This is a genomic window from Candidatus Pelagibacter sp. HIMB1611, from assembly GCF_052047715.1.
Lineage (GTDB): Bacteria > Pseudomonadota > Alphaproteobacteria > Pelagibacterales > Pelagibacteraceae > Pelagibacter.
This window is the reverse complement of the sequence record NZ_JBNAJM010000001.1, coordinates 954,306-970,423: the sequence shown is the minus strand read 5'-3', so window position 1 is coordinate 970,423 and position 16,118 is coordinate 954,306. Positions and strand designations below refer to the sequence as shown.

The following is a 16,118-nucleotide window of genomic DNA, read 5'->3' as shown; positions in this document are numbered from 1 at the left end:
AATTTACCTAATCTCTTCCATTACTTGAGGTGCCTGATATTTGATTAGTTGTTCCATCAGAGTCTTTTGTTTGAACAGTGACAGTAGTTGAAACTGAGTCTGCAAAAGATTTTCCAGACAAGTTTTCAAAATTTGACTCTACAGTTACAAAATAATTTGCATTTGTACCGTCATTATAACCACTTGAAGGTAATGTTTTACTTATGTCTCCAGTTATAGAATTATTTATATCAGTAATGTTGCTGCTACTATCTACTTGAAATGAAGATGCGGGTGTAACATTTCCTGAAGATCTTGAGTTATATGTGATATCTTTATCAATAGTAAAATCTCTAGCTGAGGCACTTCCTATTTGCACATCAGTAGCAACAATGCCTTGATTAATAGTTCTTGTGCTATAATTTATAGTATGAGTAGGAGTAAAAGATCCTGCAGTGTCTCCTGGGTTATCAACTGCTGTTGCTGCATTACCACCTGCAGTATCCACATAAAGCGTTGTACTTGTACCAGTAAAGGTTTCTGTGCCACTTGTTTTAGTATTTAAGTCTGAGTAAGTAGTAGTACCTATTTTGTAGCTTTCAGTGTTTAATACAAGAGGATCATTAATTTTTATTTCATTTCCATAAGCTAAATCTAAATATCCTCTTAATGATAATTCAAAACTAGGTAGAACCTCTTCCTCTTTATTTTCAACTTCTGAATTTCTATCAAGTTTTATTTCTTCTTCAGGAAGTTCTTTTTCTTCTACTTTGCTTTCTGAAATTATTTCGTTTGCACCAATTTCTATTACTTCGGTTTTTATTTCAGCAAGAGCAATTTGTTGAAAAGCTTCATCTACTTCTAAATAAATCTCATTTAATTGACTATCAATTTTTGTATACAGTTCATTTATTTCTTCCTCAGAAGCTCCAGCTTGTATAGCTTGATCTACTCTAGAATATAATAAATTTGCTTCCTGATCTGCTTTTTGTGCCAATTCTTCAGCTCTCTTTTCTGCTTCATAAATTTCTGGAAATTGTTGTGCAAATTGTTGTTCATATTGTTGATCTACTTCTTGCCAAGCAATATCTGCCTGATCTTCTTCGACAAAAGTCACGCTTCCATCCAATTGAAATATTGGAACCAATCCTTCATCACCAGCATTTATCCAATTTTGAGAGTATTTATTTGTATCAAATATAAAACTTTCTTTTGTTTGATTAAATTCCTCATTAGTAAATACATCTAATTTAAAATCATTTCCAAATTGACCCTCTATTGATGCCAAACCAAAAGCCTCTATAGATTGATTTGCTTCAAACATTACATTATCCATTTCAAAAATTATTTGATCTAATTCCTCTGGTGAAGCTCCAGACTTTAGTGCTGTTTCAAATCTTTGATTAAGAGCATCCATTTGAGGATCAATTTGTTGTTCATAAAATTGACCTTTTTCTAAATCAATTGCTATTCCATCTTGACCTTTTAAAATAATTTGTTCGGGTATAAAATTTTCAATTAAATTATTTCTATCTCCAGGAAAATTCGCAAACTGTGGTTTAAAATCTATATCTCCCATTTCTAAAAATACTACATCGCCAGTTTGATCATTAAAGACAGGAACTTTAATGTCATTAAATCCTGCATTAAATTGATTAAATTCTGTTGGAACAAAATCTACATCTTCTATTCTTGCAGAAATAAGCATTGCTTTTTCAATTTCATTTTGCAATTCGTTTGCAAAGAATGCATCTGCCTCAGGTGAATTTATATCTATACCATCTGGTAATTCATTTTTTACGTCATCAGGTATCAACGCTCTTGGTATAACTTCTCCACTGTTTAAAAATGATTTTCCAAGTAGTTGAGCAGTGATACCTCCATCATCTTTAGAAAGTGCAGTCACCAAAGTATCTAAGACAAGATCACCTAATTCTTGATCTTCACCAAAAATTTCTGCTTGGATTAACTCTTTAATATCCTCAACTTGTTCTTCTGTTTGAGCTAGCAAAGTTTCCTCTGTCTCCTCATTTTCTGTTACTTCAATTTCTGGCTCTATCTCAAGCTCCTGAAATTTTTTTAACTCATTTTGTGATACGATAACAGGTTGTCTTGGAGCAGTATTTTGATTAACTTCTGTAAATAAATAAGGTTTGTCTAGAAGAACTGTTCCCGCTGCATTTGAAACTTCTACAGCACCAGGTCTAAGTCCAAGTGAATTTTTTGGTCCTGGACCAATAAGTAATATTTTGCTTTTAGTTGTATTTGGATCAACTGCCGCTTTAAATTCAGTACCTCTAGTTCCTATTGTTCCAGCAGGAGTTTCAACAACTAAATTTTCTGGATTTTTTTCACTTATTTTTCCAGTAAGAATTTTTACACTTCCAGATTTTATAGTAGATAATAATTTTCCATCAGCACTTTCAGGATCAAAAATAAATTCATCAATTGTCAATTCTGTACTAGATCCCACAGTCATAACTGTTTGGTCTATAAATAATATCTGAGATTTGCCTCCATCTTCAGTATTGATTGTGTCACCAAAATATACTGGATCACCAACATTCAGTTTTTTCCCATCTTGGTTGAAGGCATTTCCAACCACAAAACCAATAATTCCAATTTCTTTAGCAAAAGAATTAGAAATGTTTAGTAAAATTAATAAAATTAAAGAATAGATTATTTTCATTGGAATTTTCTTATATGTGTTTTTCATTTAAAATAAACTCTTTTTGATAAACTAAAATTTAATGTTTCTTTTTCATAATCATTTTGTAGCCAGTTACTATTATTATTAGTTTCAGACCAAGAGATACTGTAAGTAAATGTATTAAGGAAATTTTGAAGTTTATCAGACGCTTTTAACAGTTTAATTGAATTAGAAATTTGCCCTAGTCCACCATTTAATGAAATAGAGTAATTTTCAACATCATCGTTTCTGACAATTGATGGATGCACAAATGTGTCTACTTGATTATATTCTTTATCAGTTTTTGTATAACTTAAGCCCAAATTACCAATTGGTAAGTTTTTTGAGTAAGAAACTGTGACAGAGTCATCAGTAAGACCGTTATAATCTGCAATTGCCTCAGTTTCATTAAATGCATATTTTAATGTTAAAGATTGTTGCTGGCTAAAAATATATTGGTATCCAATATTAAATCCTTTTTTAAAAGTATTAGTCTCTCTTTTTGTTGAGTTTGAAGGATTTTGATTACCTCTAGTATCTGATAAAATTAAACCAGACAATATTTTATGGTTATCAATTAAATTATAGGTATTGCTTAAATTGAAACTTCTTGAAATAGAATCAGCAGCTCTCCTAGAGTTTGTGTCTGTTAATGAAACTGATGCACTAAATGTATTTTTGTTTGAAAAATTACTATAACTTGTTGAAAAACTATTTGTATCATTTTCATCAGATGTAGCTTTATTTTGTTCTGAACTTGAAGTACCTAAAGAAAGATTTAGATTTGAGTTATCATTTATTTGATAAATTGCCCCCAACATTGAATTAATAGTTTCAATATTATCACCTTCAGTACCTGTCATGTTAACAATTGTTCCAGAAGAATATTTAGTTTTAGTATTTGAAATACTTCCAACGTTAGAATGCAACGCTGTTTTCCAACCAAAATCCTGATAAAAAGTCCAATTTGATTTAGATACTTTTGTTGATTTTTCTCTATCTTTTTCGGCTTCGTTTACAATATCTCTTGCTTGTTGTCTTGCTTCTGATTTGTTTTCATTAATTTTCTTTTTATTAATATCATCAAATACCTGTGCTACTCTTTTTTTAGTTTTTTCATCAATTTCATTCGATTGTCTTATTTCAGTCACTAACCTGAGTACTTTCTCTGTACTATCTGTCTTAACTGCAATTGATAATAGATATAATTTTAGATCTATGTTTTCAGGATATAAAGCAGTCAATCTCTCAAGAGTAGCAATTACATTTTTATATTCACCAAGATTTTCTTGTTCTTTTGCATATCTAAGATTTAGTTTAAGATCAGTTGGTTGTTTTAATATTTCTGTATAAGTAACTTCAGCTTTAGCAACCGAGTTAATTGTAAGAAGCAAAAACAAATATATAAATCTATTCATTTTTTTTCCCCGAAATAACCATGCAAGTTATATCGTCTCTAAGTGGTTTTTTTGAATTTGTTAGTAGCGTGCTTAATTTGTCTATTATTTCTTGAGGCTTAAATAAACCATGATTTTTAAGGTTTTTTTCAAGCCCTTTAACTTGTAATTCTTCACCGTTTTCTAAATACCCCTCAGTAACTCCATCAGTATAAATCATCAAATTTTTTTCTTTTATATTAATTGTAGAGGTTTGAAAAAAGCTGTCCTCTTCCATTTTCATTATCCCAAGAGGCGGCAATGTAGATTTTAAATAGTCAAATTTATAATTATTATCAAAAATCATTATAGGTTCGTGGCCAAGGTTAATATATTCTACTACGTTACTTTCAATATTTAGTTTTCCAATTACAGCAGTAATAAACATTCCTTGATATGAAGAGTCCGCTACTTGATTATTTATAAATTTTGCTATTGTTGAAACTGGCTTTTCTAGTCTTGCCATAGACCTAAACACAGCTGCAGCATTTGCCATTAAAATTCCAGCTTTTACTCCCTTTCCAGAAACATCCGCTAGAGTAAAATATAGTTCATTATTATTTATTTGAATGTAGTCGTAATAATCACCCGAGACATCTCTTGCAGGTATATTTTTTGCATACAAAACTTCATTATCTTTAAAATCAACTGGAAATAATTTTTTTTGAACTTCACCAGCAATCTCCCTTTCTTTTTTAAGAACAATTTGTTTTTTTTCGTTTTCAATTGCGATTTCGTTTTCTTGAAGATATCTAAAATAAAGTGTTATTAAAAACAACAAAGCAGAACTTAAGATTGTATAAAAAATATCTACGAAATAATTAAATTGATAAGAAACTAAACTAAGCAATATTAAACCAAAAACTAAACTAATATAAAAAACAATACTTAATTTTGGATTTATTTTTTTTGGAATAATTAAAACTAAAATTAAAGATAATAATAAAATTATATTTTCAACAATGTCAGTAGTTAAATTTCTTACAATGAAGTCATTGTTAATAATATTTTCAATAGCATGGGCATGAGTCTCGACTCCAGGAATTACCTTGCCACTCGGTATTTTTACGAAGTCAAAAATTCCTTGAGCTGAACTACCTATTAAAATAATTTTATCTTTAACAATATTTTTACTAATTTTGTCATTTAATATATCTACTGCAGATAAATATTTTTCTTTATCAAATTTTTTATAATTTATATACACTATTGAATTAGGGTCAGTATTAATTTTATATTTTCTAGTTTTAATTTCCTCAATTCCACTTTCAGATGATTTTACTAAAATACTTTTATTGTCATGAAGTAGTCTCAGTGTTTCCAAACTTAAAGCTGGCCAAATATCACCATCAATTTTTAATAAAATTGGTAGAGATCTTAAAACTCCATCTTGATTATCCAGATAAGAAATATTTCCAATTCCCTTAGCTGAATTATTTATTTCTTCTAATGAAGTAATTTTGTTTCTAAAATTGTATAAAAATTTAGAAGCATCTCCACCTCTAGAAACTAAATTTGTTTTCGGTTTTGAACTATTCATCTTATCAAAAATTGAAACATCACCTAACACTGGCAAAACTACATTGGAATTGTTAATAGCATCCGAAAGCAACTGGTCAGAATCTAAAATATTTTCATTAGATATGTTGAATTGTTTTAAAATTTTTTTTGGATTTTGTTTGTCTTCTTCACTAAAAAAAATATCGAAAGAAATTACTGATGCTTCCAAATTCTCTAATTTGTTAACAAGTTTAGCAAAAACGTCTCTTCTCCAGGGAAATTGGCCTATTTCACCTATACTTTTCTCATCAATATCAACGATTAAAACATCATTAAACTCGCTATTTTCCTCAAAAATAGACTGGTAAATATCATATGAGATATTCTCTATTCGTTTAACAAAATTACTGTCCTGGATTTTAATTAGCACTAACAGCGCTAAAAAAATAAACCCAAGGTATTTTTTCAAATTTTTCACAAATTTTTAATTTTTTTGTTTTTCAAATTCAGTAAGGGCATCTTCAAAACCTTGTAATGAAGATTTAATTAAAAATGGCTTTTCTCTAAATCCATCAACTAAAATTTCAAAGTAGATTGATTTTTTCATTGCTTCTTTAATTTGTTTAAAAAGACTCTCTATCGCAGGATCGGTAGTATCATTTGAAATTGATATTATACATCCAACAACTTCACATTTTATGAAAGGTAAATTAACAGCAGTTCCTTTATGAAAATTTATTGATGCAGGTCTTTGAACATTAACACCTAGAGGAGTAATTATATTGATTAATTTTTTTAACTCATTTTTATTATTTAAAAATTCAGAATACACTACTGTAAATTGTAGATTTAAATTTTTAACTTGTAAAAATTGTACAATTTCACATTTTTGTTTCTTGTTTTCAGTAACACATCGCAAAGTCCAATCTCTAAACTGTTTTGTAGTAACAGTTGGTACTTTTTCTTCACTTTGCTCTGCATGAGTAAAATTTAAATTAAATACTAATATAAATATAAAAGTTAGTAATAATCTCATATTTTAATCTCCAGTCGTTATAACCATAAAGCATTTTTTAAAGCTTCATTGGTTGTATTAATATTTTTTTTATTATTTTTATTTTGAATAAATAAAATATCTCTATTCATTTGAGGTTTATTTATTTTAGTGAATAAAAGTTTATGATCAATTGCTACACTTTCAGGAATTATTGCGACCCCTAAACCACTTTTAATACAAGAGGCTGCTGTTGTATCGCTATCAGTAAAAACAATATCTCTATCACTATTTTCTTGCTTTCTTTTTTTAATATTTTTTTGGATTTCTTTAAAGTCTGGGAAGGAACCTTTATTCTTTAAATAATCATAGTAAAAAAATTCACAAGTATTTCTAAAGATATAATTTTTTTCTTTTCGGACCATATCAATACTTACTTCTTTAACTTCTTGAAATTGGTGCCCCTTATAAAAGGCAACACAAAACGGATCTTCATATAAATTGACTTTATCAATATTATCATTTGAAAATTTGATACAACTTAACGCAAAATCAATTTTATTTTTTTCAACTAGATTAATCATTCCAAAACTATCACTCTCAATAACTTTTATTCTTACTTTAGGATTATTTTTTTTAATCAACCAAAGTATATTTTGTTTATGGGAATAGGTAAGGGTACTTGGAATACCAAAAATAATTTGATCATTATTTTTATTTTCATCATCAAATTCTATTGATTTTATATTTTCTATAACTTTATCATTGAACGCTAAAATCGATTTTGCATTCATATAAAAAATTTCACCTTCTTTAGTTAAAGTGACTCCTTTTTTTGTTCTGATAAATAATTTTTTACCCAAACTATTTTCAATAATTTGTACAGATCTTGTAATTGAAGGTTGAGCAACATTTAAACTCGAACTTGCAGATAAAATACTTCCGGTATCTGCAACAGTTATAAAATACTTTAAAAACTTAGGGTTTAAGAACTCTTGATTACTCATAATCGCATTTATAGAATTTTTTTATATTTAATCAAATTGTATATATAACTAATATTATATATCATGGGTTGTATATAAACAGCTTTAGCTACTCTATTTAAGTTTAAGTTTAAATGTTAATGGAATTAAACAAAAAATTTCTTTTTTTGAAAAAGTTTCTTTGTTTTACGATTTTGATACTTATTTTTTTATTTATTAATAAAACAAATGCAGACACAATAAGTTCAAGTTCTGATACTACTTCGAATGATACAGTTGATCTTCAAGGGGATATTAAAGAGAATAGAACTTACGATATAACCAATAGTTCAGTATATACTTTAGATGCACAAATAATTTCTTCTTCATATTCAGTAACAAAAACTGGAAATGGAACTTTAGTTTTAAATGTTGATAACTCTTCAAATCTTTCCTCTCAAACTACTATTACAGCAGGCACAATAGCAGCTGGTGCTAATAACGCATTAGGAACTGGTAGTGTAGTATTAAATGGAGGAACATTATCCTCTAACAATTCCACTGCTAGAACTTTAGGGAATGCAATTGTAGTTCAAAATTCGAGCACACTGGGAAATTCAACTAACAACGGAACTTTAACTTTATCAGGTGGAATAACTTTTAATGATAAAAATTTAGTTTTGACCTCAAATAGTAATAATTCTATCTCGTCTGTAGATTTTGGAACTGAACCAACTACATTATCAGTTTCCAGTGGAGTTACATCAACTGTCACGGGTGCTGTATCGAATGGTACATTAACAAAAAGTGGAGCAGGAACTTTAGTTTTAGCTGGTACAAATACTTATGTGGGTGGAACAGTTATTTCAGCTGGTATATTAGAAATTCAAGGACAACTAGGTAGCGGAAATTATACCAATACAATTTCTAATTCTGGTCAATTAAAAATTAATTCTTCTTTAAATCAAACTTTAGCTGGAACAATTTCAGGCACTGGAACTTTAGCTAAAACTGGTTCAGGAACACTTACACTTACAGGAACAAATACTTATAGTGGCCAAACAACAATTGAAGGTGGAACTGTAGTTGCTTCAAACTTATCTAGTTTAGGAGCAACACCTGGATCTGTAACAAATAACAACATAGTTTTAAATAATGGAACACTTCAAACTACAAACTCTTTTTCAATAGGCTCAAATAAAGGAATTATGGTTGTTGGTAGTGGAGGAACAATTAATACTGATGCATCAACAACATTAACCTATGGTGGTGTAATTAGTCAAACTGGTCCTTTAACAAAGACTGGTGATGGAACCTTAACTTTAAGTGGAGCAAATACATATACAGGTGCCACCACAGTGAGTGCTGGAACATTAAATGTTACAGGAACCTTATCTGACGATACGGCAATTACGGTTTCATCTGGAGCTACTTATGATGTTGATGCGACTGATACAATTAAATCTATAGATGGAGCTGGAACAATTGATATTGCAAGTGGTCAAACATTAACAGCAGGGGATGCTACAAACAAAACTTTCTCTGGTGTCATTCAAGGATCAGGAGGACTTACAAAAACTGGAACTGGCACATTAACTCTTAGTGGAACAAATACATATACTGGTGATACAACTATTTCCCAAGGAGGTATTACACTTCAAGGCCAACTTGAAAGTGGAAATTATGATGGTGCAATTGCAAATTCAGGAACTTTAACAGTCGATTCATCATCTAACCAAACTTTAGCAGGTGTGATTTCAGGAACTGGTGCTTTAAATAAATCAGGTAGCGGAACTTTAACTCTTTCAGGTACGAATACTTATTCTGGTTCAACAACTATTACAAATGGAACAATTAGCGTTTCAAGTTCAGCTAATTTAGGAGCAACGCCAGGCAGCGCAGATGGAGACAACATAATTTTTAACGGTGGAACTTTGAGTGCTACAAATGATTTTACTTTAGGTACAAACAAAGGAATTACGCTAACTGGTAATGGCACAATAGATGTAGCATCATCTAACACAATGACCTTTGATGGTATCATTACAGATTCTGGTAATTTAACTAAATCTGGAAGTGGTACTTTAGTCTTGGGTGGAGCTAATCAGAATGATGGAACAATTACAGTAAATGCAGGTATTTTAGAAATTTCAAATCAATATTCTTTAGGTACGGATACTAACGGCACAACAATTGCTAATGGAGCTACTTTAAAAATCACTGACGCAATTACGATAACTAATGAGAGCTTAACATTAAATGGAACTGGTGTGAGTAATGGTGGCGCTTTACAAGCTACAAATACTTCTGGAACAATCACATTAACAGGAACTACTACTCTTGGTTCAGATACAACAATCAATATTGACGATGGAAATTTAACATTTGATGGCGGATTAACAGCAGGAGCCAATAATTATGATTTAACTATCACAGGCGGAGATGGAATAATAAGACCATCAGGTGGATTGATATTGAATTCTGGAACTTTGACAATGTCAGCAAGCGGTACTTTTTTCGCGGAAACCACAGGTAGATATTCTGGTGGAACTACAGTTACTGCAGGTGCTATTCAATACGGAATAAATAATGCATTTGGTACAGGTGATATCACAATGACAGGTGGTAAATTCTATACATCAGATGCAAGTGATTTCACAATAGATGAGAATTTAAATTTACAAGGTTCAATAACTTTAGGAAATAGTGGAGATAGCAATACAATTACTTTTTCAGGATCCAATACTCTAACTGGAAATACCACTGCTAGCATTGATAGTGCTGTATCAATGGCAGCAATTGATGATGGGTCTAACACTTATAATTTAATTAAATCTGGAAGTGGAACCTTAACTTTAACTGGCTCAAATGGTTACGATGGTACTACCACCATCAGTGCTGGAACTTTAACTGTAACAGGAACTCTTGACAACAATACAGCAGTAACGGTTTCAAGTGGCGCTACTTATGATGTTGACGCAAGCGATACTATATCATCATTAGCTGGAGCAGGTACAATTGATATAGCAAGTTCACAAACATTAACAGCCGGAAATAGCAGTGATCAAGAAATTTCAGGCACAATAACGGGATCAGGAGCTTTTAATAAAACTGGTACTGGTAAAATTACACTAAGTGGAACTGGGACTGACGTAGGATCAATTATAATTTCAAATGGAACACTTGAAGTAAGTGGACAGTTAAATAGCGGATCATACTCAGGAAATATTACTAATAGATCAGCATTAATATTTAGCTCTTCAAGTGATCAGACTATTTCAGGAATTATTACAAGGGAAGGTACTTTAACAAAAAATGGATCAGGAACTTTAACTTTATCTGGTGCCAATAACTATGGAGGAGCAACAACAATTAATTCAGGGACGTTAACTGTTACAGGCGTTTTATCTGACAACACTGCGGTAAGTGTTGCATCAGGTGCAGTTTATGACGTAGATGCAACTGATACAGTCGCCTCAATAGAAGGAGCTGGAAATATTGAAATAGCAAGTAGTCAAACTTTAACTGCTGGAGACGCTAATAACAAAACTCTTTCAGGTGTAATCAGTGGCTCAGGTGGATTTACAAAAGCTGGCTCTGGAACTCTTACTTTAAGTAGTACAAATACGTTTTCTGGTATAACAACAATTAACGCAGGAACTTTAACTGTTACTGGTGCTTTGTCTGATAGTTCTGCAGTGTCTGTTGCTTCTGGTGCTATTTATGATGTTGATGCAAGTGATACTGTTGCTTCAATAGAGGGAGCTGGAAACATTGAAATAGCTAGCTCTCAAATACTTACAGCTGGAGATAGCAATAATAAAACTTTATCAGGTGTAATCAGTGGCTCAGGTGGTTTTACTAAAACTGGTTCTGGAACTCAAACATTAAGTGGAAACAATTCATTCTCTGGTGCTACAAATATAAATTCTGGAACCTTGACCGTTACGGGCACTTTATCAGATAGCACAGCGGTGTCTGTTGCTTCAGGAGCAGTTTATGACGTAAATGCAAGTGATACTGTTGCTTCTATAAGTGGTGCTGGAAATATTGAAATAGCAAGTTCTCAAACTCTAACTGCTGGAGATAGTAATGATAAAACTTTGTCAGGTGTAATATCAGGTTCTGGAGGTTTAACAAAAGTGGGATCAGGTACTCAAACTTTAAGTGGCACAAATACTTATACAGGCGCCACAACAGTTAGTGCTGGAACTCTAACTGTCTCAGGATCATTGTCAGATAGTACTGCTGTTTCTGTTGCTTCTGGTGCGGTATATGACGTAGATGCAAGCGACACGGTAGCTTCGATTAATGGTGCGGGTAACATTGAAATTGCTAGCTCACAAACTTTAACTTTTGGTGACGGAAATAATAAAACTTTATCTGGTGTAATATCAGGCTCTGGTGGATTGACTAAAGCTGGCTCTGGAACTCAAACTTTAAGTGGTAACAACACATTTTCTGGCTCAACAACTATTAATGCTGGAACCTTGACTGTTTCAGGAATTTTATCAGATAGTACAGCTGTTTCCGTTGCTTCTGGTGCGGTTTATGACGTAGATGCGAGTGATACTATTGCATCTGTAAGTGGTGCTGGAAACATTGAAATTGCGAGCTCTCAAACACTTACGACTGGAGATAGTAATGATAAAACTTTATCAGGTGTGATAAGCGGTTCAGGTGGTTTTACTAAAGCTGGATCAAGCACTTATACTTTAAGTGGAACAAATACTTATACAGGTAATACAAATATTAATTCAGGAACTTTAACTGTTTCAGGTACTTTATCAGATAGTACTGTTGTAACTGTTGCATCAGGTGCAATTTATGATGTCGATGCTAGTGATACTGTTGCTTCAATTGAGGGAGCTGGAAATATTGAAATAGCAAGTTCACAAGTTCTAACTGCTGGTGATACTAACAACAAAACTGTTTCTGGTGTAATTTCAGGATCTGGTGGATTAACAAAAGCAGGTTCTGGAACTCTTACTTTAAGTGGAACAAACACTTATTCAGGTAATACGACTATATCAGCAGGTACAATTGATATAAGTGGACAATTAAATAATGGATCATACGCTGGTAATATATCAAATTCAGGCACGTTAACTTTTAGTTCATCTAACAGTCAAACTTTATCTGGAACATTATCAGGTTCAGGAGATCTAAATAAATCTGGTTCAGGTAATTTGACTTTAACAGGAACAAATACTTTCACAGGAGATACAACATTAACCGCAGGGACTTTATACGTTGGAACAGCAAGCGATGGATCAAATACCATTATTCCAAGAGATATTAGTGTAGAGGGAGGTACATTAAGTGGAGGTGGTGTTATAGGGCGCAATGTTACGTTTTCGTCTACCGCAGGTACTTTAGCACCTGGAAATAGCATAGGCACTCTTACTATTACTGGTAATTTAACGCTGACTGCAGACGACACTACAAACATAGAATTTAATTCAACAACAGCAGACAAAATAGTAATTAATGGAAATACTGAACTTGCTGGAACTATTTCTTTATATCCTGAAGATACCACATACTCAGATGTGACACATACAATTGTAGATGCCTCTGGTGGTGGAACATTTAATGGAACTTTTTCAACAGAGACAATGAACAGTGAGAGTAATCTTAATGATGCTACATGGGATATTGTCTATGATACCTCTGCAAAAACTGTTTCTTTGCAAATTACTGAAGCAGCTAGCACATGTAATATAAACTGCACAACAACAGTTTCATCATCAAAAGACGTTGCAAAAGTTTTTGACAATGCAACTAATGGAACATTAAAAGACGTGAAAGATGTTTTGGATAGCGCAACAGTTTCTTCTGTTAATACTGAATTAGATAAATTGAAAGGTACTGTAATTGCAACATCATCTATTCAATCAAATACTAATCATAATTATTTTAATAGAGCTGTTGCTAATACTACGTCTCTTTCAAATACAACCTTTGTATCAAATTTTACTTCAACAGCTAATGAGCTCACTTTAGCATCATTACAAGATCAAGGTTTATATGGAGATAAAAAAAGATACAGTGAATACTATGATTATAGTGATGTATCTGTTTTAGGTTTTATAAAAAATAATAAAAATAAATCATTTTTTGAAAGGTTTGAGTCAGATGATAGTGCTTCATTTTTGAGAACTTTTGGAACAAATACTAAAAGAGATAATATTGGTGAAGGCTACACGGGATATAATTCTGATACGACGGGAATATTATTTGGAGAACAATTTAAAAAAGACGATATAAATTTTGATGGTTACTCAATAGGAATTTCAAAAACAGACACAACTTACAATGATAGTTATGGAGATGCTGAAATTTATTCAATGCATGCATCAATGTTTAAGCAAATTGATGATGAAGATTATGCATTTAATTTGTTAGGTAGCGCTTTTGTCTCTAAGACCAACAGCAATAGAAATGTATCAGTATTTGGAACCTCAGTAGATGACAAATATAAATCTGACTTTTATGATGTTGGTTTAAATTTAGAAGCTCAGCATATAGCAAAGTATGATTTTAATGGTTATAAAATATCTCCATCTGCTAAAATAAATTATAGCTATATTTTCAAGGGAGATACAAAAGAAACAGGTGGTGATTTAGCATTAACAGTTGATAATGAAGATCTTTTTATCGTCAAACCTGAGGTTGGAATTTCAGTATCAAAAAACTTTTCTGAAAAAGATAATAAATTAAGTCAGTTGGAATTAGCAGCTTTTGTATCTAGAGATTATTTTATTGAAGGAACAGAAAATAAAGCCAGATTTGCATCTGGCTCTACTTTTAACCACGATTTACCAAGAGACAAAGAAGACTACTACTCTTTAGGGGTAGGGTATAATTTTCTTAATAAAGAGAATAACACAAGCCTAATGGCTAATGCATTTTTGTTAGAAAATACAAAAGAAGACATCAGCTCTAATATTTTTTCAATTACATTTAGAAAATTCTTTGGTGAATTTGCAAAAGGTAGAATACCAAGCGTGATTGCAAAAAAAGATATCCCAGTAAAATCTGATCAGGATCAAAATGATAATGAGGAACAAACTAAAGTAGTTTTAAAGAAAGATCCTCCTATGAAATCTGATAAAGATTTAGAACAGAGTAATGAAGTTATATCGAGCGATAATGAAATAGGAAAGGATGAAACTATCATAGCAACTTTTCCAGATCAAAATTTAAACAATGATATTAAAAAAGACGTTAAAGAAAAAATTAAAAATTTTGAGAAAAAAATTGAAATAGTTTTAAAAGAAAATCCAACAAAAGAGGAAGTTGAGGAAATTTATATCAGTTTAAACAATGAAATGAAAAATTCATCTAAAAGAGATCTAACTTTAGATGACGTTTATAATAATTTGTTTGCAAATTGTTATGCGGTAGAAAAAAATCTAACAAGATTAATTAATTATTATGATAAATTACAATTATACCAAATATTGGATAAATGTTCTCAGTTAAAAGATCCAAAAATACATTTAATCGCAAATAGGTTACATGATATTCAAATGGACGAAAGATCTGCTATTGAGATTTTATATTCAAGATATCTTAAAATTTTAAGTTACATTCCAATAGTAACTTTCATAGCATTAATCATTCTATTTTATGAAATTATTAGAAGATTTATTACTTATCGATATAAATCAAGAATTATAAGTTAAGAAAAATTATTGATAGTATTTTCAATATCTTCTTTTTTTATCATCATTAGATCTAATTTTGTTTTATTTTCTTTCTTATTCAATCTTACAGATTGAATTTGAATACAATTTTCAAAAAACCTTCTTAAATCCCTTGCATTAGAATACTGGTCACCAGTTATTTCTATAATTTTATTACACGCGTTTTTAATTGAAGTACTTGCATCATTTGCAATCATATATTTATTATCTCGACAGAGTTTGTAGAAGATCTGGTATAATTCTAAATCATTGTAATTTTCAAAAATTATATTTCTCTTAAAACGTGATGCAAGACCAGCATTTGATGATATGAATTTTTTCATATTTTTTTCGTATCCAGCTACAATCACTATTAATCTATCCCTATAATCTTCCATAAATTTCAGTAATTCATCAATTGCTTCTTGACCATTATCATTGGGGTCATCTTTGTTTATCAAAGTGTATGCTTCATCAATAAATAATACATTGTCTATTGCTTGATTAAATTTTTCTGCCGCTCTTTCTGCAGTTTTGCCTTTTTCCGCCACAACTAGATCACTTCTGGTTACTTCTATAAGTTTTCCTCCAGCAATAATGCCAAGATCCCTGTAAATATTAGACAAAAGTCTAGCTACTGTAGTTTTCCCCGTTCCTGGATTGCCAGAAAAAATTAAGTGGTAGGTAAGTGGCATTGCATCACCTAAACCCTGTTCTTTTCTATCCTTAGAATTTTGAAGAAAAGCCAATAAGTTTTTAACTTCTTCCTTTACTTTTTTTAATCCAGGCAATCTATTAATTTCGTTCAGGTTTTTTTCGAGATCTTCATTCATTGATTTCTATTGAATTATAGTTAAAAATTAA

The 16,118-nt window shown here is 31.0% G+C and carries 7 protein-coding genes; 1 reads left to right on the top strand and 6 read right to left on the bottom strand.

Going from position 1 to position 16,118, the window contains the following annotated elements; genetic code table 11:
* Positions 1-7 precede the first annotated feature (7 nt).
* From ACTTAS_RS05280 to ACTTAS_RS05260, 5 genes are read right to left on the bottom strand one after another with little or no spacing between them, the layout of a single operon-like run.
* On the bottom strand, positions 8-2,695 hold the full coding sequence (locus tag ACTTAS_RS05280; protein ID WP_440678603.1) for a FecR family protein: 2,688 nt from the start codon (positions 2,693-2,695) through the stop codon (positions 8-10).
* Entirely contained in the window at positions 2,692-4,086 is a 1,395-nt protein-coding gene (locus ACTTAS_RS05275) for a tetratricopeptide repeat protein (RefSeq protein WP_440678602.1), read from the bottom strand. The genes ACTTAS_RS05280 and ACTTAS_RS05275 overlap by 4 nt, the downstream gene beginning before the upstream one ends.
* Positions 4,079-6,082, bottom strand: a complete 2,004-nt coding sequence (locus tag ACTTAS_RS05270; RefSeq protein ID WP_440678601.1) for a CHASE2 domain-containing protein — start codon at positions 6,080-6,082, stop codon at positions 4,079-4,081. The genes ACTTAS_RS05275 and ACTTAS_RS05270 overlap by 8 nt, the downstream gene beginning before the upstream one ends.
* Before the next feature lie 6 nt (positions 6,083-6,088).
* Positions 6,089-6,640, bottom strand: a complete 552-nt coding sequence (locus tag ACTTAS_RS05265; RefSeq protein ID WP_440678600.1) for an invasion associated locus B family protein — start codon at positions 6,638-6,640, stop codon at positions 6,089-6,091.
* 17 nt (positions 6,641-6,657) lie between these two features.
* A complete protein-coding gene (locus ACTTAS_RS05260; RefSeq protein ID WP_440678599.1) occupies positions 6,658-7,605 on the bottom strand; it encodes a LysR family transcriptional regulator in 948 nt (315 codons plus the stop codon).
* Between the two features lie 119 nt (positions 7,606-7,724).
* On the opposite strand from ACTTAS_RS05260, the gene ACTTAS_RS05255 reads away from it, so the two are divergent.
* Positions 7,725-15,254 (top strand): autotransporter-associated beta strand repeat-containing protein, encoded by a 7,530-nt coding sequence (locus tag ACTTAS_RS05255; protein WP_440678598.1) that lies wholly within the window; start codon positions 7,725-7,727, stop codon positions 15,252-15,254.
* Here ACTTAS_RS05255 and ACTTAS_RS05250 read toward each other — a convergent pair.
* Positions 15,251-16,087 carry an AAA family ATPase gene (locus ACTTAS_RS05250; protein WP_440678597.1) on the bottom strand — a complete coding sequence of 279 codons (837 nt, stop codon included), beginning with the start codon at positions 16,085-16,087 and terminating at the stop codon, positions 15,251-15,253. The two genes, ACTTAS_RS05255 and ACTTAS_RS05250, sit on opposite strands and share 4 nt — an antisense overlap.
* Positions 16,088-16,118: the final 31 nt, after the last annotated feature.

What these genes read in the sequence shown, in the direction of transcription:
- ACTTAS_RS05260 (WP_440678599.1), bottom strand. Translation starts at nt 7,605, where the DNA reads ATGAGTAATCAAGAGTTCTTAAACCCTAAGTTTTTAAAGTATTTTATA.
- ACTTAS_RS05280 (WP_440678603.1), bottom strand. Translation starts at nt 2,695, where the DNA reads ATGAAAAACACATATAAGAAAATTCCAATGAAAATAATCTATTCTTTA.
- ACTTAS_RS05250 (WP_440678597.1), bottom strand. Translation starts at nt 16,087, where the DNA reads ATGAATGAAGATCTCGAAAAAAACCTGAACGAAATTAATAGATTGCCT.
- ACTTAS_RS05275 (WP_440678602.1), bottom strand. Translation starts at nt 4,086, where the DNA reads ATGAATAGATTTATATATTTGTTTTTGCTTCTTACAATTAACTCGGTT.
- ACTTAS_RS05265 (WP_440678600.1), bottom strand. Translation starts at nt 6,640, where the DNA reads ATGAGATTATTACTAACTTTTATATTTATATTAGTATTTAATTTAAAT.
- ACTTAS_RS05255 (WP_440678598.1), top strand. Translation starts at nt 7,725, where the DNA reads ATGGAATTAAACAAAAAATTTCTTTTTTTGAAAAAGTTTCTTTGTTTT.